26 protein-coding genes are annotated in these 24,521 nt (G+C 62.3%); 18 read left to right on the forward strand and 8 right to left on the reverse strand.

The window, feature by feature from the left end; all coding sequences use genetic code 11:
• Nucleotides 1-36: 36 nt before the first annotated feature.
• A complete protein-coding gene (locus tag L4G42_RS17210) occupies nt 37-828 on the forward strand; it encodes a crotonase/enoyl-CoA hydratase family protein (RefSeq protein ID WP_237253105.1) in 792 nt (263 codons plus the stop codon).
• On the opposite strand, the gene L4G42_RS17215 is transcribed toward L4G42_RS17210, so the two are convergent.
• Nucleotides 829-1,584: a spermidine synthase gene (locus L4G42_RS17215; protein ID WP_237253106.1), complete on the reverse strand. Its 756-nt coding sequence runs from the start codon at nt 1,582-1,584 to the stop codon at nt 829-831. It abuts the gene before it with no gap.
• Nucleotides 1,585-1,812: 228 nt separating this feature from the next.
• Here L4G42_RS17215 and L4G42_RS17220 point away from each other — a divergent pair, with 228 nt between their 5' ends.
• The gene (locus L4G42_RS17220) at nt 1,813-3,159 is read left to right on the forward strand and encodes a class II 3-deoxy-7-phosphoheptulonate synthase (RefSeq protein ID WP_237253107.1); all 1,347 of its coding nucleotides are present in this window, start codon (nt 1,813-1,815) and stop codon (nt 3,157-3,159) included.
• 391 nt (nt 3,160-3,550) lie between these two features.
• Here the strand turns inward: L4G42_RS17220 and L4G42_RS17225 are convergent, their stop codons facing one another.
• Together L4G42_RS17225 and L4G42_RS17230 are read right to left on the reverse strand one after the other, a co-directional pair.
• Nucleotides 3,551-4,798, reverse strand: coding sequence for a winged helix-turn-helix domain-containing protein (locus L4G42_RS17225; protein ID WP_237253108.1), 1,248 nt, complete (start codon nt 4,796-4,798; stop codon nt 3,551-3,553).
• Nucleotides 4,799-4,847: 49 nt separating this feature from the next.
• The gene (locus L4G42_RS17230; protein WP_237253109.1) at nt 4,848-5,081 is read right to left on the reverse strand and encodes a DUF1127 domain-containing protein; all 234 of its coding nucleotides are present in this window, start codon (nt 5,079-5,081) and stop codon (nt 4,848-4,850) included.
• A gap of 96 nt (nt 5,082-5,177) precedes the next feature.
• Here L4G42_RS17230 and L4G42_RS17235 point away from each other — a divergent pair, with 96 nt between their 5' ends.
• A complete protein-coding gene (locus L4G42_RS17235) occupies nt 5,178-6,032 on the forward strand; it encodes a LysR substrate-binding domain-containing protein (protein WP_065993052.1) in 855 nt (284 codons plus the stop codon).
• A gap of 35 nt (nt 6,033-6,067) precedes the next feature.
• On the opposite strand, the gene L4G42_RS17240 is transcribed toward L4G42_RS17235, so the two are convergent.
• Nucleotides 6,068-6,799, reverse strand: a complete 732-nt coding sequence (locus L4G42_RS17240) for a sulfite exporter TauE/SafE family protein (RefSeq protein ID WP_272904096.1) — start codon at nt 6,797-6,799, stop codon at nt 6,068-6,070.
• A gap of 235 nt (nt 6,800-7,034) precedes the next feature.
• On the opposite strand from L4G42_RS17240, the gene L4G42_RS17245 reads away from it, so the two are divergent.
• From L4G42_RS17245 to L4G42_RS17255, 3 genes are all read left to right on the forward strand, one after another.
• The gene (locus L4G42_RS17245; RefSeq protein WP_237253110.1) at nt 7,035-7,508 is read left to right on the forward strand and encodes a MarR family winged helix-turn-helix transcriptional regulator; all 474 of its coding nucleotides are present in this window, start codon (nt 7,035-7,037) and stop codon (nt 7,506-7,508) included.
• 166 nt (nt 7,509-7,674) lie between these two features.
• Nucleotides 7,675-8,094 (forward strand): organic hydroperoxide resistance protein, encoded by a 420-nt coding sequence (locus tag L4G42_RS17250; protein ID WP_237253111.1) that lies wholly within the window; start codon nt 7,675-7,677, stop codon nt 8,092-8,094.
• A 51-nt stretch (nt 8,095-8,145) separates the two neighbouring features.
• Nucleotides 8,146-9,165 (forward strand): alpha/beta hydrolase, encoded by a 1,020-nt coding sequence (locus tag L4G42_RS17255; RefSeq protein ID WP_237253112.1) that lies wholly within the window; start codon nt 8,146-8,148, stop codon nt 9,163-9,165.
• 279 nt (nt 9,166-9,444) lie between these two features.
• On the opposite strand, the gene L4G42_RS17260 is transcribed toward L4G42_RS17255, so the two are convergent.
• Together L4G42_RS17260 and earP are read right to left on the reverse strand one after the other, a co-directional pair.
• A complete protein-coding gene (locus tag L4G42_RS17260) occupies nt 9,445-10,014 on the reverse strand; it encodes an elongation factor P (RefSeq protein ID WP_037011849.1) in 570 nt (189 codons plus the stop codon).
• An 87-nt stretch (nt 10,015-10,101) separates the two neighbouring features.
• Nucleotides 10,102-11,247: an elongation factor P maturation arginine rhamnosyltransferase EarP gene (earP, locus tag L4G42_RS17265; protein ID WP_237253113.1), complete on the reverse strand. Its 1,146-nt coding sequence runs from the start codon at nt 11,245-11,247 to the stop codon at nt 10,102-10,104.
• Between the two features lie 122 nt (nt 11,248-11,369).
• Here earP and L4G42_RS17270 point away from each other — a divergent pair, with 122 nt between their 5' ends.
• The 4 genes from L4G42_RS17270 (at nt 11,370) to L4G42_RS17285 (ending at nt 13,299) form a co-directional block, all read left to right on the forward strand.
• Nucleotides 11,370-11,765, forward strand: coding sequence for a hypothetical protein (locus L4G42_RS17270; protein WP_237253114.1), 396 nt, complete (start codon nt 11,370-11,372; stop codon nt 11,763-11,765).
• A 43-nt stretch (nt 11,766-11,808) separates the two neighbouring features.
• A complete protein-coding gene (locus L4G42_RS17275; RefSeq protein WP_237253126.1) occupies nt 11,809-12,291 on the forward strand; it encodes a GreA/GreB family elongation factor in 483 nt (160 codons plus the stop codon).
• 123 nt (nt 12,292-12,414) lie between these two features.
• Nucleotides 12,415-12,621, forward strand: a complete 207-nt coding sequence (locus L4G42_RS17280) for a hypothetical protein (protein ID WP_065993044.1) — start codon at nt 12,415-12,417, stop codon at nt 12,619-12,621.
• Nucleotides 12,622-12,738: 117 nt separating this feature from the next.
• Complete coding sequence (locus L4G42_RS17285) at nt 12,739-13,299, forward strand: DUF1003 domain-containing protein (RefSeq protein WP_237253115.1); 561 nt, start codon at nt 12,739-12,741, stop codon at nt 13,297-13,299.
• 270 nt (nt 13,300-13,569) lie between these two features.
• On the opposite strand, the gene L4G42_RS17290 is transcribed toward L4G42_RS17285, so the two are convergent.
• Nucleotides 13,570-14,406 (reverse strand): IS3 family transposase, encoded by an 837-nt coding sequence (locus tag L4G42_RS17290; protein WP_272904134.1) that lies wholly within the window; start codon nt 14,404-14,406, stop codon nt 13,570-13,572.
• Entirely contained in the window at nt 14,403-14,705 is a 303-nt protein-coding gene (locus L4G42_RS17295; RefSeq protein WP_237250421.1) for a transposase, read from the reverse strand. Before L4G42_RS17295 ends, L4G42_RS17290 begins: the two co-directional genes overlap by 4 nt.
• A gap of 738 nt (nt 14,706-15,443) precedes the next feature.
• On the opposite strand from L4G42_RS17295, the gene dkgB reads away from it, so the two are divergent.
• The 8 genes from dkgB (at nt 15,444) to L4G42_RS17335 (ending at nt 24,503) form a co-directional block, all read left to right on the forward strand.
• Nucleotides 15,444-16,247 carry a 2,5-didehydrogluconate reductase DkgB gene (dkgB, locus tag L4G42_RS17300; protein WP_237253557.1) on the forward strand — a complete coding sequence of 268 codons (804 nt, stop codon included), beginning with the start codon at nt 15,444-15,446 and terminating at the stop codon, nt 16,245-16,247.
• 329 nt (nt 16,248-16,576) lie between these two features.
• Nucleotides 16,577-17,314, forward strand: a complete 738-nt coding sequence (locus L4G42_RS17305) for a FadR/GntR family transcriptional regulator (protein WP_237253558.1) — start codon at nt 16,577-16,579, stop codon at nt 17,312-17,314.
• Nucleotides 17,311-18,315, forward strand: a complete 1,005-nt coding sequence (locus L4G42_RS17310; RefSeq protein ID WP_237259917.1) for an ABC transporter ATP-binding protein — start codon at nt 17,311-17,313, stop codon at nt 18,313-18,315. Before L4G42_RS17305 ends, L4G42_RS17310 begins: the two co-directional genes overlap by 4 nt.
• Entirely contained in the window at nt 18,312-19,445 is a 1,134-nt protein-coding gene (locus L4G42_RS17315) for an ABC transporter ATP-binding protein (protein WP_237253560.1), read from the forward strand. Before L4G42_RS17310 ends, L4G42_RS17315 begins: the two co-directional genes overlap by 4 nt.
• Nucleotides 19,442-20,941, forward strand: coding sequence for an ABC transporter substrate-binding protein (locus tag L4G42_RS17320; RefSeq protein ID WP_237259916.1), 1,500 nt, complete (start codon nt 19,442-19,444; stop codon nt 20,939-20,941). The genes L4G42_RS17315 and L4G42_RS17320 overlap by 4 nt, the downstream gene beginning before the upstream one ends.
• Before the next feature lie 43 nt (nt 20,942-20,984).
• Nucleotides 20,985-21,929: an ABC transporter permease gene (locus L4G42_RS17325; RefSeq protein WP_237260973.1), complete on the forward strand. Its 945-nt coding sequence runs from the start codon at nt 20,985-20,987 to the stop codon at nt 21,927-21,929.
• Nucleotides 21,929-22,837 (forward strand): ABC transporter permease, encoded by a 909-nt coding sequence (locus L4G42_RS17330; protein ID WP_237259914.1) that lies wholly within the window; start codon nt 21,929-21,931, stop codon nt 22,835-22,837. The genes L4G42_RS17325 and L4G42_RS17330 overlap by 1 nt, the downstream gene beginning before the upstream one ends.
• Before the next feature lie 70 nt (nt 22,838-22,907).
• Nucleotides 22,908-24,503 carry a gamma-glutamyltransferase family protein gene (locus L4G42_RS17335; RefSeq protein WP_237253564.1) on the forward strand — a complete coding sequence of 532 codons (1,596 nt, stop codon included), beginning with the start codon at nt 22,908-22,910 and terminating at the stop codon, nt 24,501-24,503.
• Nucleotides 24,504-24,521: the final 18 nt, after the last annotated feature.

Below are 24,521 nucleotides of genomic sequence, written 5' to 3' on the forward strand. Positions count from 1 at the left end.
ACCCTTCCTTTCTCCTCATCTGCAGGAAACAGCGACATGACCTCTTCGATCAAAGGCCACGTCAGCCGGGAACAGCGCGGCGCAATCATGCTCATCGGCCTGGACCGCGCCGCCAAACGCAACGCCTTTGACTTGGACATGCTCAACCAGTTGAGCCAGGCCTACGGGGAGTTCGAGCGTAACGACCAGGCGCGGGTCGCGGTGGTGTTTGCCCATGGCGAGCATTTCACCGGCGGGCTCGATCTGGCTGAGGCCGGGCCGGCATTGAGAGATGGCTGGACGCTGCCGCCCGGCGGTTACGATCCCTGGGGGCTGTCGATCGGTCCGCGGGTCAGCAAGCCGGTGATTGTCGCGGCCCAAGGCTGGTGCCTGACACTGGGCATCGAGCTGATGCTCGCCTCCGATATCAATTTGTGCGCGAGCAATTCACGCTTTGCCCATCTGGAAGTGCAGCGCGGCATTTTTGCCTGCGCCGGCGCGACCCTGCGGCTGCACCAGATCGCGGGTTGGGGCAATGCCATGCGCTGGCTGCTGACGGGCGATGAATTCGACGCCCACGAAGCCTGCCGCATGGGCCTGGTGCAGGAAGTGATGGCGCCCGAGGACTTGCTCCCCTCGGCGCTGCGCCTGGCCCAGCGCATCGCCGACCGGGCACCCTTGGGAATCCGCACCACCCTTGAATCCGCCCGGCAGGCGGTGCTCGAGGGTGAAAGCGTGGCGGCCAAGGCGTTGCCGGCGCTGGTCCGGCGCGTGCTCGACAGCGATGACGCGAAAGAAGGCCTGCACGCGCTGCTGGAAAAACGCCCGCCGCTGTTCAGGGGATGCTGATCAGGTCGCGGCCCGCAGCGTCTTGATCAATGGCAACAGCGAATAGCCCAGTTGGGGCGCGAGGCTTTCGGCGCGCTGGGTCAGGGCGTCGATGTCCAGCGTCTGATCCAGGTCGGCGGGAACGATGAGGATGACATTGCCCTCCTTGACCGGCAGTTCCCAGTAATGGCGGTGATAAAGCCCGCGCAGCAACGCCGCGCCCAAGGGCTTGCCATCGTCCGACGCCCACTGATTGATGATCAGCCAGCCGCCGGGGTTGAGGCGCTGTTGGCACTTCTCCAGAAATCCCCACGCCAGATGGCCCACGGCGGGGCCGGTGTCGGTGTAGAGATCGACGAAGATCAGGTCAGCGTCTTCGGCGGTCGGCAGCAGGTCGAGGGCGTCGCCGATGCGCACATACAACCGGGGATCGTCCTGCAGGCCCATGTACTCCATGGCCAGACGCGGCACGTCGGGGCGCAGTTCGATGGCTTCGACGTCGTCCAGGGGCAGAAACTTCAGACACGCCTGAGTCAGCGTGCCCGCGCCCAGCCCCATGAACAGCGCGCTTTCCGGAGCCGGATGGCAGAGCGCGCCAATGAACATGGCCCGTGTGTAATCGTATTCGAGCCACGCCGGATCGGCCGTGAACGTGCAACTCTGTTCGATGGCGTCACCGAACTCCAGGAAGCGGTAATCGGCCACTTCAAGTACCCGGATCTTGCCGAATTCGTCGTGAACTTCGGCCAACACGTGCTCTACGCGTTCCTCGGTCATTGCTGTTCTCGTGCCCATGGTCAGAGTGATTCGGAATCGCGCCCGAAGGAATCGGCATCGCCGCACTCAGCGATCGGCGATGCGGCGCGCAGCGCCACGTGTGCAGACAGGCGCAAGAGGCAACCCGGAAAAGCGCGGATTGTCGGCGAATCGCGCCCCGCAGGTCACGCAAATTCTCGGGGTGAGCTGCTAACATGCCTGTCCGATCGCACTGACTTCGAGTTCAAGATGAGCCAACCCTGGAGCCCCGACAGCTGGCGGAACCTGCCTATCCAGCAGCAACCTCAATACCCCGACGCCGACCACGTTCGCCGTGTCGAGCAGACCCTCGCCAGCTACCCCCCGTTGGTGTTTGCCGGGGAAGCACGCGAGCTGCGCCGACAGTTTGCCGAGGTCACCGAGGGCCGGGCATTCCTGCTGCAGGGTGGCGATTGCGCGGAGAGCTTCTTCGAATTCTCGGCCGCGAAAATCCGCGACACCTTCAAGGTGCTGCTGCAAATGGCGATCGTCATGACGTTTGCCGCCGGCTGCCCGGTGGTCAAGGTCGGGCGCATGGCCGGGCAATTCGCCAAGCCGCGCTCTGCCAACGACGAGACAATAGACGGCGTCACTCTGCCGGCGTATCGCGGCGACATCGTCAACGGCATCGGCTTCGACGAGAAGAGCCGCGTGCCCGACCCTGATCGCCTGCTGCAGGCTTATCACCAGTCGACCGCGACGCTGAACCTGCTGCGTGCTTTTGCCCAGGGCGGTTTTGCCGACCTGCATCAAGTGCACAAGTGGAACCTGGATTTCATCGCCAATTCGGCGCTGTCGGACAAGTACAGCCAGCTCGCCGATCGCATCGACGAGACCCTGGCGTTCATGCGCGCTTGCGGCATGGACACCTCGCCGCAGTTGCGCGAAACCAGTTTCTTCACCGCCCACGAAGCGCTGCTGCTGAATTTCGAAGAAGCCTTCGTTCGCCGCGACAGCCTGACCAATGACTTCTACGATTGCTCGGCGCACATGCTGTGGATCGGCGACCGCACGCGGCAGCTGGATGGCGCCCATGTGGAATTCCTGCGCGGCGTGAAGAACCCGATCGGCGTCAAGGTCGGCCCGAGCATGAACACCGATGACCTGATCCGCCTGATCGATATCCTCAACCCGGACAACGATCCGGGACGCCTGAACCTGATTGCGCGCATGGGCGCCAACAAGGTCGGCGACCATTTGCCGGGGCTGATTCGTGCAGTGGAGCGCGAAGGCAAGAAGGTGCTGTGGAGTTCGGACCCGATGCACGGCAACACGATCAAGGCCAGCAGCGGTTACAAGACCCGCGACTTCGCCCAGATCCTGGCGGAAGTGAAGCAGTTCTTTCAGGTGCATCAGGCGGAAGGAACCTACGCCGGCGGCATCCACATCGAGATGACGGGACAGAACGTCACCGAATGCATCGGCGGCGCGCGTCCGATTACTGAAGATGGCTTGTCGGACCGTTACCACACCCACTGCGATCCACGGATGAATGCCGATCAGTCGCTGGAGCTGGCGTTTTTGATTGCCGAGACGTTGAAGCAGGTGCGTCGGTAGGTCATTGCCGCCTTTGACTGAATGCTGCGCACGTCCGATGCTGCATTGGCCGAATTGGCCGAATTGGCTGCATTGGTTGGCTGAATTGGCTGAATGCTGCACCGAATCTGTAGGAGCCGGCTTGCTGGCGAAAGGGACTGTCAGGCAGAGCTGCAGCGTCGGAAAGTTTTTTCGCGGGCAAGCGCGCTCCTACAGTCGTCGGCGAGGCGTGCGTCCAGTCAGCGGCGCCGGCGGAGGAATCCCCGGCCCTTTCCCGGCTAAAGCCGGTCCCACTAACGGCGCGCTGTTTTCTGCAGGACTGGCTTTAGCCGGGAAAGCGCCGGATGTCCCACCATAGAATTGCGGGTGCCCGCGCTGGCCCATTCCCGGCCAAAGCCGGTCCTAGGTTTCGTTACAGGTGATCGAAGCCGCTGGCCACAAAAGCCTCCCGCAGGCGCGCCGCACTGGCGCGCTGGCAGTTGATCAGTACATGCGGCAGTTCCAGCCAGTTGGCCAGTTGCCGCAAGTGCAACGCGAGGGCGTGCATGCCTTCGTCATCCAGTCCGGGTTGCTCTTCATGAACCGCATGAACCGCCAGACGCCCCGCCGCCCTTTCAGCCCGCAGGTCGATGCGCGCGGCGATGCGTTCGTTGTGCAGAAACGGCAGCACGTAATAGCCGTAAACCCGCTTGTGCGCCGGGGTGTAGATCTCCAGCCGGTAGTGGAAATCGAACAGCCGCTCCGTCCGCGCCCTCTCCCAGATCAAGGAATCAAAAGGCGACAGCAACGCGCTGGCGGCGACCTTGCGCGGCACGGTCAGCCCGGGAAGTGTGTACGCCGGTTGCTTCCAGCCCTGCACCTGAACGAGCTGAACCGCGCCCTCCTCCACCAGTTCCGCCAACCCGCGCTTGGCGGGGGTCGGGTCCTGCCGGAAATAATCGCGCACGTCCTTCTCGGTGGCGACGCCTAGCGCTTTTACGGCGTGCAGCAGTAAGCCCCGCTGGGCATCGGATTCGCTTATAGCGGGATGATTGACGATTGCCGACGGCAGAACGCGCTCGGGCAAATCGTACAGCCGCTCGAAACCGCGACGGCCGGCGACCGTGACCTCGCCCGCTGCAAACAACCATTCCAGCGCATGCTTTTCGGCGCTCCAGTCCCACCAGGGTCCGGCGCGATCCTGACGGGTGCTGATACTGCCTGCGCCCAACGCGCCCTGCTCGCGAACGGTCTGCAACACCCGGGCGATAACGGTCTGATGCTCGCGGCCGAACTTCGCCAGTTGCTGATAAATGCCCTCGCCCTGAGCCGCGCGCTGCATCCGCCAGCGCATCAGCGGGTACAGCTCGACGGGCAGCAACGACGCCTCATGGCCCCAGTATTCGAACAGCTTGCGTTGCCGACCCTGGCTCCACGCCGCCTGCTCCAGCAATGTGCGCGGGTAATGGCCGAGCCGGGAAAAGAGCGGCAAGTAGTGCGATCGCACCAGCGCGTTGACCGAATCGATCTGCAGCACGCCGAGCCGTTCGATCAGCTGCGTGACGTGCGCCGCCTTGATCGTCGCAGGCGGCTGGCGACTGGTGAAGCCCTGGGCCGCCAGCGCCAGACGGCGCGCGTGCTTGAGGGAAAGTGGCGGGTGGATCGGCGGTTCGGCGGGCATTGCGACCTCCATGGCGGTGCCCAACGCTAACCGATCACCCGCTGCGCTGTCAGCGCTTCATCGGGTCATCCCAGAAAGGACGCTCCACTTCGTCGTAGACATCCGCCCGACTCAGGCCCATGTCCTTTAGCGCGTCATCGCTCAGCGTGGCCAGTTCAACGCGCTGCTGATGCAGCTTACGCCAGCGAGCGACCTGCGCTACAGACGATTTCCACCAACGTTCCGGCGCGGATTCCCGCGACAGAGGTTTTGCCACCAGCACGTAACCTTTTTGACCTTTCATCGTGTTGCCCTCCAGTGGGGATGGGCAGATTCTCTCGCCGCGCCTAAGATCAATCCAACGAATGTTTCTTATGCACTGCATCTGGGAGATTGATGCATGACCACCTACCCGAGTATCGACAGCGAGCTGCTACGCACCTTTGTCGCGATCGCCGATGAGGGCGGTTACACCAAGGCAGGCGAGGTGGTGAATCGCACTCAGTCGGCCGTGAGCATGCAGATGAAACGGCTGGAGGAGGACGTGGTGCGGCGCCCGCTGTTTCTGAAAGACGGCCGCACCATCAGCTTCACGGCGGAAGGTCAGGTGCTGCTGGGCTACGCGCGACGGATCCTGAAACTGCACAGCGAAGTGTTCAACACCCTGCGTGAGCCGCACATGGTCGGCACGGTGAAGATCGGTACGCCGGACGATTACGTGATGCGCTTTCTGCCAGGGATTTTGCAGCGCTTTGCCCAGGCCTATCCGCTGGTGCAGGTGGAAGTGCATTGCGAGTCTTCGTCGCAATTGCTGCAACGCCAGGACCTGGACCTGAGCATCGTCACCCGGGAGCCCGGCAAGGAAATCGGCCAGATCCTGCGCCAGGAGCGATTTGTCTGGGCAGTCGGCGCAGGCTTTTGCCCACAGGAGCAAACGCCGATGCCGCTGGCGATGTTCAACACCGATTGCTTTTGCCGCCAGTGGGCAATCAACGCGCTGCAGGCGTCCGGCCGCGAGTTCCGGGTGGCCTACACCAGCGCCAGTCTGTCAGCGATCATGGCGGTGGTGAGCGCCGGCCTGGCGGTGACGGCGCAGCTGCAAAGCCTGATCACTTCGGACCTCGAAGTGCTGGGCGAACAGCACGGGCTGCCGCAATTGCCGTCGGCGAGCATCGTGCTGCTGCGCAACCCCAACAACCCGTCGCCGATCACCGAGTGCCTGGCCGATCACATTGCCGAAGGGTTCAGGCTTTAACGGGGATTCAGTACCTCAGGGTCACGGCGTCTGAATCAAAGTTTGAAGCACAGCATGATCGCGCAGATCACCAGAAAGCCGCAGAACAGCGAGCGCAACACGCGCTCCGGCAAACTGTGCGCCAAGGCGACGCCCCAACTGATGCTGGCCAGCCCGCCGATGGCCAGGGGAATACCCATCAGCCAGTCGACGTGACCGTGCAAGGCGTAAGTCGCCAGCGTAATCATGGTGCTCGGCGCCGCCAGTGCCAGCGCCAAGCCCTGGGCCGCCACCTGCGTCGCACCGAACAGGCCAGTCAGAATCGGCGTCGCGATGACGCCGCCGCCAACGCCGAACAGCCCGGCGGTGACGCCCGAGCCCAGGCCCAGCAGCCACAACCATCGGGTATGGCGCAGCTCAGCGCCGGCGGCGCCTTTGCGCCAGACCATCTGGATCAGGTTGAACAGCGTCAGCAGAACGAGAAACCCGACGAAGCCCAGACGCATGCTTTGCGGGTCGACGCGTACTGCCCAGAGCGACGTCAGCCAGGACAGGGTGAAACTGGGCACGATGAGCATCAGCGCATGACGCACCGACACCCGATTGCGCTGGTTGTAACGCCACAGCGCCAGCAGCACGTTGGGCAGCACCATTAACAACGCCGTGCCCTGTGCCAGTTGCTGATCGAGCCCGAACAACACGCCCAGCGCCGGAATGGCGACCAGCCCGCCGCCAATGCCGAACAGTCCACCCAGCGTGCCCATCGCGGCGCCCAGCAGCAGGTACATCAATACATCGACAATCACGCGCGATCCTCTGATCCGATCTCAGCGCGCATGCTACGCAGTCAGCGCCGTCGAGGAAATCTGCCGTACCCGATATCGGTGATGCAACCGATCAGCGCGTGAATGCCGCGAGCGACCGATAGAGAACTGCGCATCCGGCGATTACCGAAATTATCTGGTGCATTAAACATCAGGCCACTAAATTACCGGGCATTACTGACTGAGCGAGGGACACCCCATGAATGCCAACGAGCCCACCCCCAAGGCTGGCGCTGGCAGTTGCGACGAGTTGCTGCTGGATAACCAGCTGTGTTTCGCCCTGTACTCGACGTCGCTGATGATGACCAAGGTGTACAAGCCGCTGCTCCAGGAGCTGAACCTGACCTACCCGCAGTACCTGGCGATGCTGGTGTTGTGGGAGCGCGACGGCCTGACCGTCGGAGAAGTCAGCACCCGTCTGCTGACCGATCCGGGCTCGCTGACGCCGCTGCTCAAACGGCTGGAAGCTGAGGGCCTGATCCGACGGACCCGCAGCAAGGAAGATGAGCGCGTCGTACTGCTGACCCTGACCGGACAAGGCAAGGCGCTGCACGAAAAGGCGCAGAGCGTTCCGCAATGCATCTTGGCGGCCAGCGGCATCAACCTTGAGCAGCTCAAAGCCCTGCAGAAAGACCTGCTCGCCCTGCGTGGGAATCTGCACGAAAGCCTCTGATCAGGCCCTGTAATCGACCCATCAGAAAAATTTCAAAAATTTATCTTGCGCGCTAAACATTAGCGCAGTACATTCCATCTCACTTGCTTAGCGCACAAAACTTTAGCGCCGAGCAGACCCTGATTCATTCATCAATATCCTACCCATCAGCACGTGAGGAATTACCATGCAAGCTCTCTACACTGCAGTCGCAACCGCAACCGGTGGCCGTGATGGCCGCGCTGTTTCCGACAACAAAATCCTCGACGTCAAACTGGCCACTCCGAAAGAACTGGGCGGCGCAGGCGGCGAAGCAACCAACCCTGAGCAGCTGTTCGCTGCTGGTTACTCGGCCTGCTTCATCGGCGCATTGAAATTTGTTGCCGGTCAGAGCAAGAAAACCATCCCGGCTGACGCCTCGATCACGGCCCACGTCGGCATCGGTCAGATCCCCGGCGGTTTCGGTCTGGACATCGACCTGCACATCAGCCTGCCGGGCCTTGAACAAGCCGAAGCCCAGACGCTGGTCGATGCAGCCCACCAGGTCTGCCCTTACTCCAACGCCACACGCGGCAACGTCGATGTCCGTCTGCACGTGACTGTGTAAAAGCTCGTCGTAAGAACTCGTCCCCAACCCTCGTCTGACCGGGAGAAGAACATGAACACGTTTGGCAAGATTCTGGCTGGCTCGCTCCTCGCACTGTCGATTGGCAACGCTTTCGCAGCGACCGACACGGGCGTCGAGCACAACACGCAGGCGTTTCTGGACGCGCTGAATTCGGGAAGCGGCAAGCCGATCGAACAGCTGTCGCCCAAAGATGCCCGCGCCGTGCTGACCGGTGCCCAGGCCGGGGTCAAGCTGACCCTGCCCAAGGCCGATGTCAGCCAGAAGACCATTTCGGTCGACGGCCAGAACATCAGCCTGACGATCGTTCGTCCGGCCGGCGTCAAAGGCACCTTGCCGGTGTTCATGTACTTCCACGGCGGCGGCTGGGTGCTCGGCGATTACCCGACCCACGAACGTCTGGTGCGGGATCTGGTAGAGGGTTCGGGGGCAGTGGCGGTGTTCGTCAACTACACGCCTTCGCCTGAAGCGCACTACCCGACGGCGATCAACCAGGCCTATGCGGCTACCAAATGGGTCGCCGAGCATGGCAAGGAAATCAACGTCGACGGCAAGCGTCTGGCGGTGGCGGGCAACAGCGTCGGCGGCAACATGGCGGCGGTCGTCAGCCTGATGGCCAAAGACAAAGGCACCCCGGCAATCCGTTACCAGGTGCTGTTGTGGCCGGTGACCGACGCCAACTTCGATACCGGTTCGTATGAGCAGTTTGCCGAGGGTCACTTCCTCACCCGCAACATGATGAAGTGGTTCTGGGACAACTACACCACCGACCCGAAACAGCGCGCCGAGATCTATGCCTCACCGCTGCGGGCCACGACCGATCAGTTGAAAGGTCTGCCGCCTGCCCTGGTGCAAACGGCAGGTGCTGACGTGCTGCGCGACGAGGGTGAAGCCTACGCCCGCAAGCTGGACCAGGCGGGTGTGCCGGTAACGGCGGTTCGCTACAACGGCATGATCCACGATTACGGGTTGTTGAACGTGGTCAGTCAGGTGCCGGAAGTGCGCTCGGCGATGCTGCAGGCTTCGCAAGAGCTAAAGGTGCATTTGAAGTAAAGCGGCACGAACTGTAGGAGCCGGCTTGCTGGCGAACGCGGTAGGTCAGTCACAACCGTACTGGCCCATCTGACCGCATTCGCCAGCAAGCCGGCTCCCACAAAATCCAGGCCTGTCAGTTTCTCATCCAGTGGCCGGAAGACCCTTCGCGGACAAGCGCGCTCCTACAGAGAAAAGCGTCGCGTCAGTTCTGTTTGGAAACGCTGACGAGTCAGCGCCCACAAAAAAGCCCGACTCAATGGTCGGGCTTTTTCGTGTCCAGCGTTACAAAAACTGTGCTTATTTGGCACGGCCTTTGTAGGAACCGCCTTCACGGGTGTCGATTTCGATCTTGTCACCGATTTCGATGAAGTCAGCAACCTGCAGCTCGGTGCCGTTGGCCAGTTTGGCCGGCTTCATGACCTTGCCCGACGTGTCGCCACGAGCCGAACCTTCGGTGTAGTCAACGGTGCGCACGATGGTGGTCGGCAGCTCTACGGAAACCAGACGGTCTTCGAAGAAAATCGCTTCGCAGACGTCGGTCATGCCTTCTTCAACGAATGGCAGAACGGCTTCGATGTCTTCAGCGTTCAGCTCGTACATGGTGTAGTCGGTGGTGTCCATGAACGTGTAAGTGTCGCCGCTGATGAAAGACAGCGTGGCTTCTTTACGGTCCAGGATCACGTCTTCCAGCTTGTCGTCAGCGCTGTAGACGATTTCAGTCTTGTAGCCGGTCAGCAGGTTCTTCAGCTTGGTCTTCATGATCGCGCTGTTACGGCCCGACTTGGTGAATTCAGCTTTCTGAACCAGCCAAGGATCGTTTTCCAGCTTGATCACGGTACCGGGTTTAAGCTCTTTACCAGTTTTCATTACGAGTATCCGAATTTGGATGAAAGTTCTTTCTAAGCCCTGTACGAAAAGCCACTTTTCGTACAGGGCTTAATACAAGGCCGCGTATCATATCCAACTTTGGTAAAACCTTACCAGCGCAGTCGTCAGATCCTCCTGCAAGGCCTGTTCCAGACACCAGCGCTCAGCATGGGCGGCCAGTTCATCGGTGTGCTGCTCCAACGCATGCCAGCCCTGAGTCATGGCCTTGCCCCCATTCCAGCTGCGCCAGACCTCGGTCAGCGCCTGCCGCGCCTCCTCCGACAACCCCACCAGATACAACTCCAGAAACGCATCGAGTTTGGCCCAGTGGGCGTCGTCGTCCTGCTCATAGATGTGCCAGATCAGCGGCCGCCCCGCCCATTGCGCACGGACAAACGAATCCTCCCCGCGCACCACGTTGAAATCACAGCACCACAACAGCCGGTCGTAGTCTTCCTGACGCACGAACGGCAGCACCTGAATCCTCAGGGCATCGCGGGCATGCACGGCGCCGGCTTTCAACTCCTCCACGCCCAACCAACGCTGAACGTCGCCAAGAATGCGGCCTTCCGGGACCAGCAAATGGGTCTTGCGATCAGCCTGCGCCAGGCACTCAAGCCAGCTGCCGAGCCCGGCGTGTTCGTAGGCAAACAGTGACATCAGCCGCGCCTCAGCGTGGGGCACGATGTTCAGGCGTTGGAGGAAGGATTGGCGTGCGCCGGGACTCGCCTGAAACGCCTGACGCTTTTCGGTCAAGCCCGCTTCACGCAACAACCCGCCGGTTTTTTCGGTGAAACCGGGGAAGAAGAAATACTTGCGCAAGCCTGAGGACTGGATCGACGGCAGGCCGTGACAGCCCGAAACCCAGTCCTCGGCGCTGAGGTATTCGAGGTTGAACCACAGCGGCCGCCTCTCCCGCGCGAGCATGGCCTCAATGTAGTCCGGTGGCAGGCGACAGGCGAAGGCTTCGACCACGACGTCCGGCAGCTCCACCGGTTGCCACGCCTTGGGCCATTCCTTTGGCCAGCGACAGACGGTCACGCCATCGCGCAGTTGTCGGTCAGCAAGCGGATCGGCACCCGGGCACAGCCGCGCGAAGGCGTTCAGGTCATCGATCCAGAGGCGAACGTGGAGGTCGTGTTCGGTGACCAGCTGTCGGGCCAGGCGAAAGGTCACGCCGACGTCGCCGAAATTATCGACAACGCTGCAGAAAATATCCCAAGAGGCTTTCATCCGGGCTCCCTGAGGATGTTCAAAAAAACGATTGTCCTTCATTGCAGCGCAGAATCACCAGCCCCGGTCGTGCGACAATCGCCGCCACCGCTGGCCACATGCATACAAGTCTGGAGTCTGTCATGTACGTCAACCACCGCGAACTGTCCGTCACGCTGCGCCCGCTCAAGCTGATCCTGTCGATTGCCGCCGGCATCTGGCTGGGCTTTCTCGCCTCCCTGCTGAGCCTGTGGCTGATCTATAAAATGCTCCCCGCCGAGCAGACCCAGGCACTGAACAATGCGGCCGCGCAGATGACCGCCCCGCCTGCGGCCAAACCCAAGCAGGAAAGTGATAACCCGATGTTCGATCAATACCGGCAGATCCTGCGCGACAGTGAAGCGCGGCAGACGCAGGAGGCCGAACAGGCGGAGCGGCAACGCAGCTTCAACGGGCCGAAATGCCAGTTCTGGATGCAGCAGAACCAGACCGCCCCCAGCGAGAAAAGCCGTGCGAGCGTCTATCAGTTCTGCGGTTGAATCCCTTTTTGTCGAGCCACTCCATGCCCGTGAACACATGCCTGTGAACAAGCAAACCGTCCTGCAGTGCATCGTCGAGAAGCTGCAGGTCGATCTCGATGTGGCCGTGCGGGCCGCGCAAACGGCGTACGAAACCGCGACCCACGAAGAGAACATCGCCGAGAACAAGTACGACACCCTTGGGCTGGAGGCGTCGTATCTGGCGGCGGGTCAGGCGCGGCGCGTGGAAGAAATCCGTCAGTCGCTGAACCTCTGTCGCAACCTCGTGCTCAAGCCGTTCGATGAACAGCGCGGCATCCAGACCGGCGATTTCATTGCCCTCCGGGCGGACAACGGCGCGGGACAGCTTTTATTTCTCGGGCCTGATGCAGCGGGGCTGAAAATCACGGTCGACGAGCAGGTGGTTACAGTGATCACGGCACGCTCGCCACTGGGTCAGAGCCTGCTTGGCAAGCTTGATGGCGATGAGGTGGAGGTGGTGGTGAACGGCAGCCGCCAATCGTTCGAGATCACGCAAATCCTGTGATCCACTGATCATTTGCAGGGTTGTAGCCTCCGACTTTTTGTGGGTAAGGTGCGTAGTCGCACCACAAAGGGTGAATCCCGGAACACGGAGCCGGGGACACGGATTTAACCAAGGAGATATTTCATGACGAACGTCATCACTTTCCCTGACGCCCATGAACGTGATCGCCTCAAGTCCAGTGACCACCACGGGTTGAGATACCTGAACAAGAAAGAGCGACAACTGATCGACCGCCTGCGCATGACCAGTCACGCCGGCCGCCAGTACGTTTACGACTACGCCAGCATCATGCAGCGTTCCAAGCCGTTGTATCCCGAACCCGTGGACTGACGCGGCAACCCGGCCGCTATATCGGCGGGGATCAGCAACGGTTCAGCGCAGGTTCATGACTGCGCTCTGGGATGCAGGCCTATAGTGGGCAGATGTTTCTGTCTTCAGGAAAGCATCATGCCCACTGCAACGCCTGTCCCTTCGCCCGCCAAACCGAGCACTGCCGCTGCCGATGCGCCGGTCGATCATCTGCGCTTTCACAAACGCCACGCGCACCTGGCGCCGACCTTTGGCACCGATGCATTCGCCCTCAAAGCCGAGGCGTTTGCGCGCTTCTTCGGCACGCCCACCTTTCTCGGCGCACAGACGCTGCTGGTGCTGCTGTGGGTGGGCGCCAACCTGAGCGGGCTGGTGTCATTCGATCTCTACCCGTTCATCCTGCTCAATCTGGCGTTCAGCCTGCAATCGGCCTACGCCGCGCCGCTCATTCTCCTCGCGCAAACCCGCCAGGCTGCCCGCGACAAAGCCAGCGCCGATGCCGACGCCGAGCATCGAGAAGCGCTGGCGACGGCCAACGAAGAACGCATGGGCCGCGCGGCGCAGAACACGGCGCAGATGCTGGAACTGCTGGAACAGAACACCCGGCTCACCGAAATGACCAAAGTACTGACCGAACGAGTTGAAGCGCTGACGGCGGACATGCACAAGCATTTCGTTAAACGCGATGGGCATGTTTGACCGTTCCCCGCGCGCGCCGACCCTGTTGCGCTCGCCGCTCGCCGATTTTGCGCACGACCGCGATTTTTAATTCGGCGCAGGTCCACTGCCGGAGCGCGCTTGCCCGCGAATGCGATCTGCCTGCGCCGTCCATTTCGCCTGACACACCGCATTCGCCAGCAAGCCGGCTCCCACAGATCCTGTGCACGACGCTGAAATCCCGGCAAACGCCGATCCACTGTAGGAGCGCGCTTGAACTGGTCAAGTAATTCTGGACACCCGTTTAGGTTTTCAAGCAGCCGCTTGCTCCGCTGCTACAGGCGACCTGTAGCCGTCGTAGCTGTGGGGGCGACGGCTGTTGTAACGCATGACATAACGCTGCACGTCCAACTGTGCTTCATGTGCTGACGAATATCCTTCCTTAGGCACCCATTCCGATTTTAGGCTGCCAAAAAATCGCTCCATCGGGGCGTTATCCCAGCACTCGCCTTTGCGACTCATGCTTTGCCTTAAGCCATGGGTCACCAGCTCATTCCGGAATTTATGGCTGGTGTACTGACAGCCCTGGTCCGAGTGAAACAGCACACCCTTAGGGCGCCCGCGAAGCTCAACCGCCATTCTCAATGCCTCACAAGTCAGCGCGGCGTCGGGCGTCATCGAAAAGGACCACCCCACCATCCTGCGTGCAAACAAGTCGAGCACTGCAGCGAAATACATCCATTGCTTACCCACTTTTATGTACGTTACATCCCCGCACCACACGGTATTGGGGGCATCCACATCAAACCTGCGTTTGAGCAGATGCGGCGCCACCAATGCCTCGACTCCTGAAGACTTGTATTTGTGCGGGCGACGCTGACAGCTCACGACCCCGGATTCACGCATGAGAGTGCGCGCCATGTACCGGCCAACCTGATGGCCTTCGCTGCGAAGATCACTGGACAGCGTTCTTGCCCCCGCTGATCCCCTCGACTCCTTGTGAAACCTGACCAGCAAAGCCCTAAGCTTCGCACGGCTGCGGTTGGCGATGCCTTGGCGCTGGCGCCAAGCATAAAAACTGCTGCGGTTGACTCCCAACGCGCGGCAACAATCGTGAACGCCGTAGTGCTCGCCAAGCTCGCTGATCAGTTCGAATGATCTTTGGAGTCCGAAAGCAGGAGAGCACTGGCCTTTTTTAGGATTTCGATATCCCGATCCTTCTGCCTGAGCAAGGTCTTGAGTCGCTGTATTTCCTGTTGCTCGGCGGTAATCGCCTTGGCGCCCACAGGCGTTGCGCCTTGGCGCTCCGCACGCACTTGTTCGACCCAGCGACGCAGTGCGGTTCGGCCAATGCTCAGGTTGTCGCAGACTTCAGGGACCGATCGTCCCTCGTCCAGCACCATGGCCGCTGCTTTGAGTTTGAATTCGTTCGAGTAAGAAGTACGCATGCCCATAACACCTCGGATTTGGGCGCCATCTTAGCGCCCGATTGAGATGTCCAAAATCATTAAGCCAGTTCAGCTTGCCCGCGAATGCGTTCTGCCTCTGTCATCCATTTCGCCTGACACACCGCATTCGCCAGCAAGCCGGCTCCCACAGATCCTGTGCACGACGCTGAAGTCCCGGCAAACGCCGATCCACTGTAGGAGCGCGCTTGCCCGCGAATGCGATCTGCCTGCGCCGTCGATTTCGCCTGACCCACCGCTTTCGCCAGCAAGCCGGCTCCCACAGATTCTGTGCACGACGCTGAAGTCCCGGCAAACGCCGATCCACTGTAGGAGCGCGCTTGCCCGCGAATGCGATCTGCCTGCGCCGTCGATTTCGCCTGACCCACCGCATTCGCCAGCAAGCCGGCTCGGAATCGGGGGTGTCAGTTGCTCATTCGTTGGCCGCAAGGTCTTTCGCGGGCAAGCGCGCTCCTACAGTGATTTGCGTTCAGCGCGCGATATACGTCATGCGCAATACCCGGTAGGAGCCGGCTTGCTGGCTAATGCGGTGGTTCAGGCGCTGCAATAACGACATTCCACTGAACGATCACGATCAAGCGCTGCCCCAAACTCCATGGCATTCATGATCCCCCGTCAAAAGTCCCGTGCCCGCGCTGTGGTTTTTCCCTGCCAGCCGACGCGGGATAGTGGGCATCTGCTTCGTTCATTCCCTTCCCCCTCGAACTCTGGAGTCTTCCCATGACTGTTCCCGCATTTGGCCTCGGCACCTTTCGCTTGAAAGATCAGGTCGTCATCGACTCGGTCAGCAATGGCCTCGACCTGGGCTACCGCGTCATCGACACCGCGCAGATCTACGGCAATGAAGCCGAGGTCGGGCAGGCCATCGAGCAGAGCGGCGTGCCCCGTGACGCGCTGTACATCACCACCAAGATCTGGACCGACAATTTTGCCGCCGACAAGCTGATCCCGAGCCTCAAGGAAAGCCTGACCAAACTGAAGACCGATCACGTCGACCTGACGCTGATCCACTGGCCATCGCCGAAAGGCCAGGTGCCTGTCGCCGAGTTCATGGGCGCGCTGCTGGAAGCCAAGCAGCAAGGCCTGACCCGCGAGATCGGCATTTCCAACTTCACCGTGGCGCTGATGAAAGAAGCCATTGCTGCGGTCGGCGCCGAAAACATCGCCACCAACCAGATCGAGCTGCACCCCTACCTGCAAAACCGCACCGTGGCCGATTTCGCCAAACAGCACGGGATCAAGATCACTTCCTACATGACCCTGGCCTACGGCGAAGTGCTGAAGGACCCGGTCATCGGGCAGATCGCCCAGCGCCACAACGCAACCCCTGCACAAGTGACGCTGGCGTGGGCCATGCAGTCGGGTTACGCGGTGATTCCGTCTTCGACCAAACGCGCAAACCTGGAAAGCAACCTGAAAGCCGCCGACCTTAAGCTCGGCGAAGACGACATGGCGCAGATTGCCCAGCTGGACCGCGGTCATCGCCTGACCAGCCCGGCCAGCCTCGCGCCGCAGTGGGATTGATGCAGCCCTGATTCTGGCTTCGGCCAGAATCACCCCAGTCAGCGCCCCCTAATAACCCACCCGAACCATAAACAGGCACCCTGCCTGGCCCATCCCTGAAATTGGTTCGCTTACCGCCTGAACCAATCACGCCTGTCCCCGCGAACCAGACTTCCGAACCTTTGCCAATTGGCCCGAACCGGCGGGATCACGCCTGCGCGCGCGGCCGGCCATCGGACCTTGCGGGTGAACCAATTTTCATTGGCATCGCTATTGCACTCGTCCCTTGTAGCCAACCCTGCTTCACGCAGCCGCTGGCCTCCGGTTCACCCCCGTGACGAGAGACGCAGATGGACAGCATCGACACTGACGCAACCCACGACACTTCGTCCAAGATGGCCCTCGACGCGCTTCGCCAGATGGTCGCGCAGCAGGCGGCCTTTCCGCAGCGGCCGTTGCCGACCGAGCGCGACCTGGCGGTGGATTTCGGCGTCAGCCGCCGGGCCATTCGCCGCGCGCTGGCGGTGCTCGAGGCCGAGGGGCACATCTGGCGGCGGCAAGGCAAAGGCACCTTCGTCGGCCCTACCCCGCCAAGCGCGGCCATGAGCTTTGCCAAGCTGTCGAGCCGGACCAATTTCAGCGAGGTCATGGAAGCGCGCATCTATCTGGAACCCGCACTCGCTTCACTGGCCGCGCTACGCGCCAGCGGCGAACAGATGGCAATCCTGCGCCGGCTGGCTGAACGCACCACCCATCAGCAACACGCCAGCGAACCAGACGCCGAAGGCATCGAACTGTGGGACAGCGCGTTGCATCGCGCGATCGCTGAAGCCGCCGGCAACCGGCTGATGCTGGACATCTTCGAAATGCTCGACGCGATCCGGCTTGATCCGGCGTGGCGTGACCTGCGCCAACGCGCCCGCAACACCGACCGCCTGAGCACTTACAGCCACGATCACCACGACATCGTCGGTGCCATCGAAAGCCGCGATCCCGCCAAGGCGGCCACGGCCATGCGCGGTCACCTGCGTGCGCTGCAACAGGCGCTCGATCACGTCATTCAGCAAGACCTCGAGGCCAGCGTATGAGTGCTTCACCCGCGAACACCCCATCGGTATTGAGCGTCAGCGACCTCACCGTGCGCTTCAAGGATGCCCCGGCGAACGTCGTCGACGGCGTGTCGTTTGCCATACAGCCGGGCAAGACCCTGGCCATCGTCGGCGAGTCCGGCTGCGGCAAAAGCGTGACGTCCATGGCCTTGATGGGCTTATTGCCTGACACCGCGACTGTTCAAGCCAGCGCCTCGAATCTGCTGGGCGAGCCCTTGCTCGGGATGTCCGACGAGCGCCTGCTGGACGTGCGCGGCAACCGCATGGCGATGATCTTTCAGGAGCCGATGACCTCGCTCAACCCGGTGTTCACCATTGGCGATCAGATCGCCGAAAGCGTGATTCGCCATCAGGGTCTGTCGGCCAGCGCCGCCCGCCAGCGCGCGCTGCAGATGCTGGAAAAGGTCCGCGTGCCCGATGCCCTTCAGCGTCTTGATGCTTACCCCCACGAGCTGTCCGGCGGCATGCGGCAGCGCGCAATGATCGCCATGGCGCTGGCCAACGACCCCGCGCTGATCATCGCCGACGAGCCCACCACCGCCCTGGACGTGACGATTCAGGCGCAGATTCTTTCGCTGGTCGCCAGCCTGCAAGCCGAAACCGGCACCTCGATGATGCTTATCACCCACGACCTCGGCGTGGTCGCCGAAGTGGCCGACGAGGTCGTCGTGATGTACGCCGGCCGCGTCGTCGAAAGCGGTTCGGTCAAAACCCTGTTTGATGATCCGCAGCACCCCTACACCGTCGGCCTGATGGGTTCGATGCCCTCGGTCGGCCCTCGCGAAGGGCGGCTGGCGACGATCAACGGACGCGTGCCAACGCCGGCTGAGATGCCCACCGGTTGCCGTTTTGCCAGCCGTTGCCCTTTCGTCATCGCTGCCTGCCGAGAATCCCGTCCGCCCTTGCTGGAAGTCTCCGCCGGGCATTTCGCCGCCTGCATTCGTGTGCCACTTGAACAGCATCTGGGAGTCAGCGCATGAGCCGGTCAGGCCAACAGATCGTTGAGGTCGGGAGCGCGGAAACGGCGATCGACAAACCGATTTTGGAAAGCATCGCGGTGAGCAAACACTTTCGCAGCGAAGCCGGCTTGTTCCAGCGCAAGAAGCCGCCGGTGCAAGCCGTCAACGAAGTGTCCCTGGCCGTGCGCCGGGGCGAAACCCTGGCGCTGGTGGGTGAATCGGGTTCGGGCAAATCGACACTGGGCCGGGTGCTGTTGAACCTGCTCAGGCCAACCGCCGGGGACGTTATTTACGAAGGCCGCAACCTGGGCAATCTGCCTGCCGACAAGCTGCGTCAGGTGCGCCGCGATCTGCAGATCATTTTCCAGGACCCGTTCGCCTCACTGAACCCGCGCATGAGTGTGGAATCGATCATCGGCGAGCCGATCTGGCTGCACCGCGACGACAGCCGCAGCGCACGCCAGGACAAGGTCGCCGAGCTGTTGCGCACGGTGGGGCTGGCGCCGGAGCACGGTAGCCGCTTCCCCCACGAATTCTCCGGTGGTCAGCGTCAGCGCATTGGCATCGCCCGCGCGCTGGCCTCGGAGCCACGGCTGATCCTCGGCGACGAGCCGGTGTCGGCGCTGGATGTCTCGGTGCAGGCGCAGGTGGTCAATCTGCTGGAAGACCTCAAACACCAGTTCGGCCTGACCCTGCTGATCGTCGCCCACGGCCTCGCGGTGATCCGCCACATGAGCGACCGCGTGGCGGTGATGTACCTCGGCGAAATCGTCGAGCTGGCGCCGGTCAACGCGTTGTTCGAAACGCCCTTTCACCCCTACACCCAAGCGCTGATGGCCGCCGTGCCGGTCAGCCACCCGGACCTGCGCCGCCCGCGCCCGCTGCTCGGCGGCGACATGCCGAGCCCGAGCAAGCCGCCGGCCGGTTGTCGCTTTCACACCCGTTGCCCCCACGCCAAGCCGCTGTGCCGCGAAGTGAAACCTCTTTTCGAAACCGTCGAGCCGGGGCGTCAAGTGGCCTGCCATTACTGGCGCGAAATCGCCAACGCCGGCGCCGGTTCGCTGATCGTGCCGACCCCCAGCGCCGCCTACAGCCAGCGCCTGAATCTGTTCAAAAGCCATCAAGCCCTTTCTCTGGAGAGTCAGCCATGAAATTCGCCCACCTGATGACAACCACGTTGTTGCTGCTCGCTGCGAATGCGGCTGTCGCCGAAACCACTTTGCGCATCGGCATTCAGGACGACCCTGACATGCTCGACCCGCACCGCTCGCGCACCTACTCGGGGCGTCTGGTCTACACCGCGCTGTGCGACAAGCTGGTCGACGTCAATCCTGATCTGACTTACGCGCCGCAACTGGCCACCGCCTGGAACTGGAGCGAGGACGGCAAGACGCTGACCATGACCCTGCGTGACGGCGTGACCTTCCACGACGGCGAGGTATTTGACGCCGCCGCCGTGAAGTTCAACCTGGACCGCGCCCGCACCCTGCCCGACTCCCTGCGCAAGAGTGAACTGGCGTCAGTGGACAGCGTTGAGGTGATCGACTCGAAAACCGTGGCGATCAAGGTCAAGCAGCCCGACGCGACGCTGATCTCGCAACTGTCGGACCGCGCCGGGATGATGCTCGCACCCAAGGCCTCGGCGACCGACGTGGCCTCAAAACCGGTGTGTTCCGGGCCGTACAAATTCGTTCAGCGCGTGCAGCAGGACCGCATCGTGCTGGAGCGCTTCGACAACTACTGGAACAAGCAGGCGTACCACTTCGACAAGGTGATTTTCCTGCCGATTCCGGACACCTCGGTGCGCCTGGCGAACCTGCGTTCCGGCGACCTGGACATCATCGAGCGCGTCGCGCCAACCGACGTGAAGACCGCCAAGGCCGACAGCCACGTGCAGGTGTTCAGCACGCCGGGCCTGGGCTACATGCAGCTGATGTACAACACCAACAACGGCGACAAGGCCAACACCCCGATGGGCAAGGACAAGCGCGTGCGCAAGGCCTTCGAGCTGGCGATCGACCGTGACGCGATCAATCAGGTGGTGTTCGAAGGCCTGTACGCACCAAGCGCCCAGCCGTTCCCGAAAAACAGCCCGTATTACGACAAGGATCTGCCGGTCCCGACCCGCGACGTCGAAGCCAGCAAAAAACTGCTGGCCGAAGCCGGGGTGAAGACGCCCCTCAGCGTCGAGCTGAAAGTCGCCAACAACCCCATCGCGCAACAGGTTGGCCAGATCATTCAGGCGATGGCCGAAGAGGCCGGCTTCAAGGTCAATCTGATCGCCACCGAATACGCCACGCTGCTCAGCGAGCAACAGGCCGGCAACTTCCAGATCGGCATGAGCGCCTGGTCGGGCCGTCCTGATCCGGATGGGGACATTCATCAGTTCGTGACCTGCAAGGGCGGCCAGAATGACGGGCATTTCTGTGACCCGAAACTCGACGAGCTGCTGAACAAGGCGCGCACCGTGAACGATCAGGCCCAGCGTCAGGCCATCTACTTCGAGGCCCTGCGTCTGCTCGCCGAAGACGTGCCGACCAGCTACCTGTACTTCGATCCTCGAATCATCGCGATGCGCAGCAACCTCACCGGTTTCGTGCCCAATCCCGATGGTTTGATTCGCCTGAACAACGTCGCTTTCAAATGACAGCGGCGCGCGTGGACAACCGCTTTGGCCGCGAGGATTCGTCATGCTGACTTTCATCCTGCGACGCCTGCTCAGTGCCATTCCGACGCTGATCCTGGTTTCGCTGTTCGTCTTCACCCTGCAAAAGCTGCTGCCCGGTGATCCGGTCCAGGCCATGGCGGGTGAAGAGCGCGACCCGGCGGTGATGGAATACCTGCGCGAGAAATACCGGCTCAACGACCCGCTGCCGCTGCAATACGTGCATTGGGTCGGCAACGTCCTGCAGGGCGACTTCGGCACCTCGCTGCGCACCGAGCAACCGGTGACCGTGCTGCTGGCGTCGAAGCTGCCGGTGACCATCGAGCTGGCAGTGCTGGCGCTGATCATCGCGTTGGTGATCGGCATTCCCACCGGGGTGATCTCGGCGGTGCGCAAGGGCACGTCGGTGGACTACGCGGCCAACGTGTTCGCCTTGTCGGGGATCTCGATTCCGCATTTCTGGCTGGGGATTCTGTTGATCATGATCTTCGCCGTGAAGCCGCAGTGGCTGCCGGCGTCGGGCTTCGTGCCGCTGGGTGAAGACATCGGACAGAACCTGAAAACCCTGATCCTGCCGGCGTTCGTGCTGGGTGCCGGGCTGTCGGGGGTGCTGATGCGTCACACCCGCAGCGCCATGCTCGAAGTGCTGCGCGTCGACTATGTGCGCACGGCGCGGGCCAAAGGTCTGTTCCCGCGCACGGTGATCTTGAAGCACGCCCTGCGTAATGCGCTGATGCCCATCGTCACACTCACCACGTTGCTGTTCGGCGAGTTGCTCGGCGGCGCGATGCTGACCGAGCAGGTGTTCAGCATTCCCGGCTTCGGCAAGATGATTGTCGATGCCGTGTTCAACCGCGATTACGCCGTGGTGCAAGGCGTGGTGCTGTGCGTCGCGATCGGCTTTTTGCTGCGGAATCTGCTGGCCGACGTGCTCTATCGCCTGATCAATCCGCGTCTGAGGACGGCCTGATGACTTCGATTGCGACCCACCCTTCAGCGCCGCTGAACGCGCCGTCCCAGGCGCCGTTGAGAGAACCACTGCGGCGGCGCACCCGCTCGCCATTCGTGAAGAAATTCCTTGCCAACAAGGGCGCGGTGGTTGGGGCGGTCGTGCTGATCATCTTCATTCTTGCCGCGCTGCTGGCGCCGTGGATTGCGCCCCATGATCCGCTGAAAGCCAACTTCCTCGCCGTGCGCAAGGCGCCGTCGCTGATCTACTGGCTGGGCACCGACGAACTGGGCCGTGACCTGTTTTCCCGCCTGCTCTGGGGCGCGCGCAGTTCGCTGCTGGCCGGCGGGGTTTCGGTGGCCATCGCCATGGTCATCGGCGTGCCGCTGGGCCTGTTGGCCGGCTACTTCGGCGGCAAGCTCGACGCGGTGATTTCGCGAATCATGGAAGCGCTGCTGTCGTGCCCGTTTCTGGTACTGGCCATTGCCCTGGGCGCGTTTCTAGGCCCGAGCCTGAGCAACGCGATGATTGCCATCGGGCTGTCGGCGATGCCGATTTTCTCGCGACTGACCCGCGGTCAGGTGCTGGCGATCCGTCACGAGGATTACCTGGAAGGCGCCCGCGCCATCGGCCTGCCGGACCGCTGGATCATCCTGCGCTACGTGCTGCCGAACGTGCTCTCGCCGCTGGTTGTGCAAGCGACGCTGACCATCGCTTCGGCGATTCTGGCGGAAGCGAGCCTGTCTTTCCTCGGCCTGGGCCAGCAACCGCCCTCGCCGTCCTGGGGCTCAATGCTCAACACCGCGAAGAACTTCATGGAACAAGCGCCGTGGATGTCCATCGCCCCGGGCGTGGCGATCTACATCACCGTGCTGTGTTTCAACCTGCTGGGCGACGGGCTGCGCGATGCCCTCGACCCGAAAAGCTGACGGATTTATTCCGAAGGGCTCGAAAGCTGCGCCTCGATAACCAATCAACTGCCAAGAAGAGAACGACTGCATGTTCGATGATCTGGATTACAGCCAACCTTACGCGTCCGCCCGCTCGCCGGTGATGGGCAACAACATGGTCGCCTGCTCGCAACCGCTGGCCGCACAGGCCGGGCTGGACATGCTGCGTCAGGGCGGCAACGCCGTTGATGCCGCCATCGCCGCCGCCATGGTGCTGACCGTGGTCGAACCCACCGGCTGCGGCATCGGCAGCGACGCCTTCGCCATCGTCTGGGACGGCAAGACGCTGCAGGGCCTGAACGCTTCTGGCCGCTCGCCGAACGCCTGGACGCCGGAGCATTTCGCCGGCCAGCAGGAAATGCCCCAGCGCGGCTGGGCCTCGGTGACGGTGCCGGGCGCGGTGTCGGCCTGGGTCGCGTTGTCCGAGCGCTACGGCAAGCTGCCCTTCGCCACCCTCGCCGCGCCCGCCATCGGCTATGCGCGCGACGGTTATCAGGTCACGCCGATCATTGCTGAACTGTGGCGTCGCGGCGCCGAGCTGTTGAAGGATCAGCCGGGCTTTGCCGAGTGCTTCCTGCAAGGCGGCAAAGCGCCGAAGGCCGGGGAGAAAGTCGCGCTCAAGGATCACGCCAAGACGCTGGAGCTGATCGCTGACACCAAAGGCGAGGCGTTCTATCGCGGCGAACTCGCTCAGGCCATGATCAGCCACGCCAACGCCAATGGCAGCGTCATGAGCCTTGAGGATTTGGCGAACCACCGGGTGGACTGGATCGACACCTTGTCGGTGCCCTACGCCGGCGCCGTGGTCCACGAGCTTCCGCCGAATGGTCAGGGCATCGCCACGCTGGCGGGTCTGGGCATGCTCGAAGCGCTGGGCGTGGGCGAGCATCCGGTGGACAGCGTCGAGACCGTGCACCCGGTGCTGGAAGCGATGAAGCTGGCGCTGGCCGACCTCAATCAGCACGTCACCGACAACGACCACATGCGCGTGGCCGCTGAACACATGCTGGACCCGGCGTACCTGCGCGACCGCGCGGCGTTGGTCGGCGAACAGGCGCAAGACCCGCTGCATGGCGCGCCCAAGGCCGGCGGCACGGTGTACCTGTCGGCGGCGGACGAGAGCGGCATGATGGTCTCGTTCATCCAGTCGAACTACATGGGTTTTGGTTCGGGTGTGGTGGTACCGGGCACGGGCATCAGCCTGCAGAATCGCGGGGCGGGTTTTACCCTGGACCCTGATCACGTCAACACCGTTGCGCCAGGCAAGCGGCCGTTTCACACCATCATTCCGGGCTTCGTGATGAACGCCGACGGCACGCCGTTGATGTCTTTCGGCCTGATGGGCGGGCCAATGCAGGCTCAGGGGCATTTGCAGATGATGCTGCGCATTCTGCGTTATAAGCAGAACCCGCAGGCCGCCGCCGATGCGCCCCGCTGGCGCATCGAATCCGGCCTGAAGGTCGCAGTGGAGCGCTCGTTTGATCCGGTCGTGATCGAAGCGCTGCGCGCCAAAGGCCACGACGTGGAGGTTGAAGACCCCAACGGCGTGTTTGCCTTCGGGGGCGCTCAGATCATCCAGCGCACGGCCGATGGCTATGTGGGTGGGACCGATCCGAGGAAAGATGGGTTGGTGGCGGCTTATTGAGGCAACGGGGTCGTTCGC

This window comes from Pseudomonas petrae (assembly GCF_021728295.1).
Classification (GTDB): Bacteria; Pseudomonadota; Gammaproteobacteria; order Pseudomonadales; family Pseudomonadaceae; genus Aquipseudomonas; species Aquipseudomonas petrae.

Coding starts and splice junctions, on each gene's coding strand:
- L4G42_RS17315 (WP_237253560.1), top strand. CDS start 18,312: ATGAGCCGGTCAGGCCAACAGATCGTTGAGGTCGGGAGCGCGGAAACG.
- L4G42_RS17225 (WP_237253108.1), bottom strand. CDS start 4,798: ATGCCCGCCGAACCGCCGATCCACCCGCCACTTTCCCTCAAGCACGCG.
- earP (WP_237253113.1), bottom strand. CDS start 11,247: ATGAAAGCCTCTTGGGATATTTTCTGCAGCGTTGTCGATAATTTCGGC.
- L4G42_RS17260 (WP_037011849.1), bottom strand. CDS start 10,014: ATGAAAACTGGTAAAGAGCTTAAACCCGGTACCGTGATCAAGCTGGAA.
- L4G42_RS17250 (WP_237253111.1), top strand. CDS start 7,675: ATGCAAGCTCTCTACACTGCAGTCGCAACCGCAACCGGTGGCCGTGAT.
- L4G42_RS17245 (WP_237253110.1), top strand. CDS start 7,035: ATGAATGCCAACGAGCCCACCCCCAAGGCTGGCGCTGGCAGTTGCGAC.
- L4G42_RS17230 (WP_237253109.1), bottom strand. CDS start 5,081: ATGAAAGGTCAAAAAGGTTACGTGCTGGTGGCAAAACCTCTGTCGCGG.
- L4G42_RS17235 (WP_065993052.1), top strand. CDS start 5,178: ATGACCACCTACCCGAGTATCGACAGCGAGCTGCTACGCACCTTTGTC.
- L4G42_RS17285 (WP_237253115.1), top strand. CDS start 12,739: ATGCCCACTGCAACGCCTGTCCCTTCGCCCGCCAAACCGAGCACTGCC.
- L4G42_RS17270 (WP_237253114.1), top strand. CDS start 11,370: ATGTACGTCAACCACCGCGAACTGTCCGTCACGCTGCGCCCGCTCAAG.
- L4G42_RS17280 (WP_065993044.1), top strand. CDS start 12,415: ATGACGAACGTCATCACTTTCCCTGACGCCCATGAACGTGATCGCCTC.
- L4G42_RS17305 (WP_237253558.1), top strand. CDS start 16,577: ATGGACAGCATCGACACTGACGCAACCCACGACACTTCGTCCAAGATG.
- L4G42_RS17215 (WP_237253106.1), bottom strand. CDS start 1,584: ATGACCGAGGAACGCGTAGAGCACGTGTTGGCCGAAGTTCACGACGAA.
- L4G42_RS17295 (WP_237250421.1), bottom strand. CDS start 14,705: ATGCGTACTTCTTACTCGAACGAATTCAAACTCAAAGCAGCGGCCATG.
- L4G42_RS17310 (WP_237259917.1), top strand. CDS start 17,311: ATGAGTGCTTCACCCGCGAACACCCCATCGGTATTGAGCGTCAGCGAC.
- L4G42_RS17220 (WP_237253107.1), top strand. CDS start 1,813: ATGAGCCAACCCTGGAGCCCCGACAGCTGGCGGAACCTGCCTATCCAG.
- L4G42_RS17335 (WP_237253564.1), top strand. CDS start 22,908: ATGTTCGATGATCTGGATTACAGCCAACCTTACGCGTCCGCCCGCTCG.
- L4G42_RS17330 (WP_237259914.1), top strand. CDS start 21,929: ATGACTTCGATTGCGACCCACCCTTCAGCGCCGCTGAACGCGCCGTCC.
- L4G42_RS17320 (WP_237259916.1), top strand. CDS start 19,442: ATGAAATTCGCCCACCTGATGACAACCACGTTGTTGCTGCTCGCTGCG.
- L4G42_RS17240 (WP_272904096.1), bottom strand. CDS start 6,799: ATGTACCTGCTGCTGGGCGCCGCGATGGGCACGCTGGGTGGACTGTTC.
- L4G42_RS17255 (WP_237253112.1), top strand. CDS start 8,146: ATGAACACGTTTGGCAAGATTCTGGCTGGCTCGCTCCTCGCACTGTCG.
- L4G42_RS17210 (WP_237253105.1), top strand. CDS start 37: ATGACCTCTTCGATCAAAGGCCACGTCAGCCGGGAACAGCGCGGCGCA.
- L4G42_RS17325 (WP_237260973.1), top strand. CDS start 20,985: ATGCTGACTTTCATCCTGCGACGCCTGCTCAGTGCCATTCCGACGCTG.
- dkgB (WP_237253557.1), top strand. CDS start 15,444: ATGACTGTTCCCGCATTTGGCCTCGGCACCTTTCGCTTGAAAGATCAG.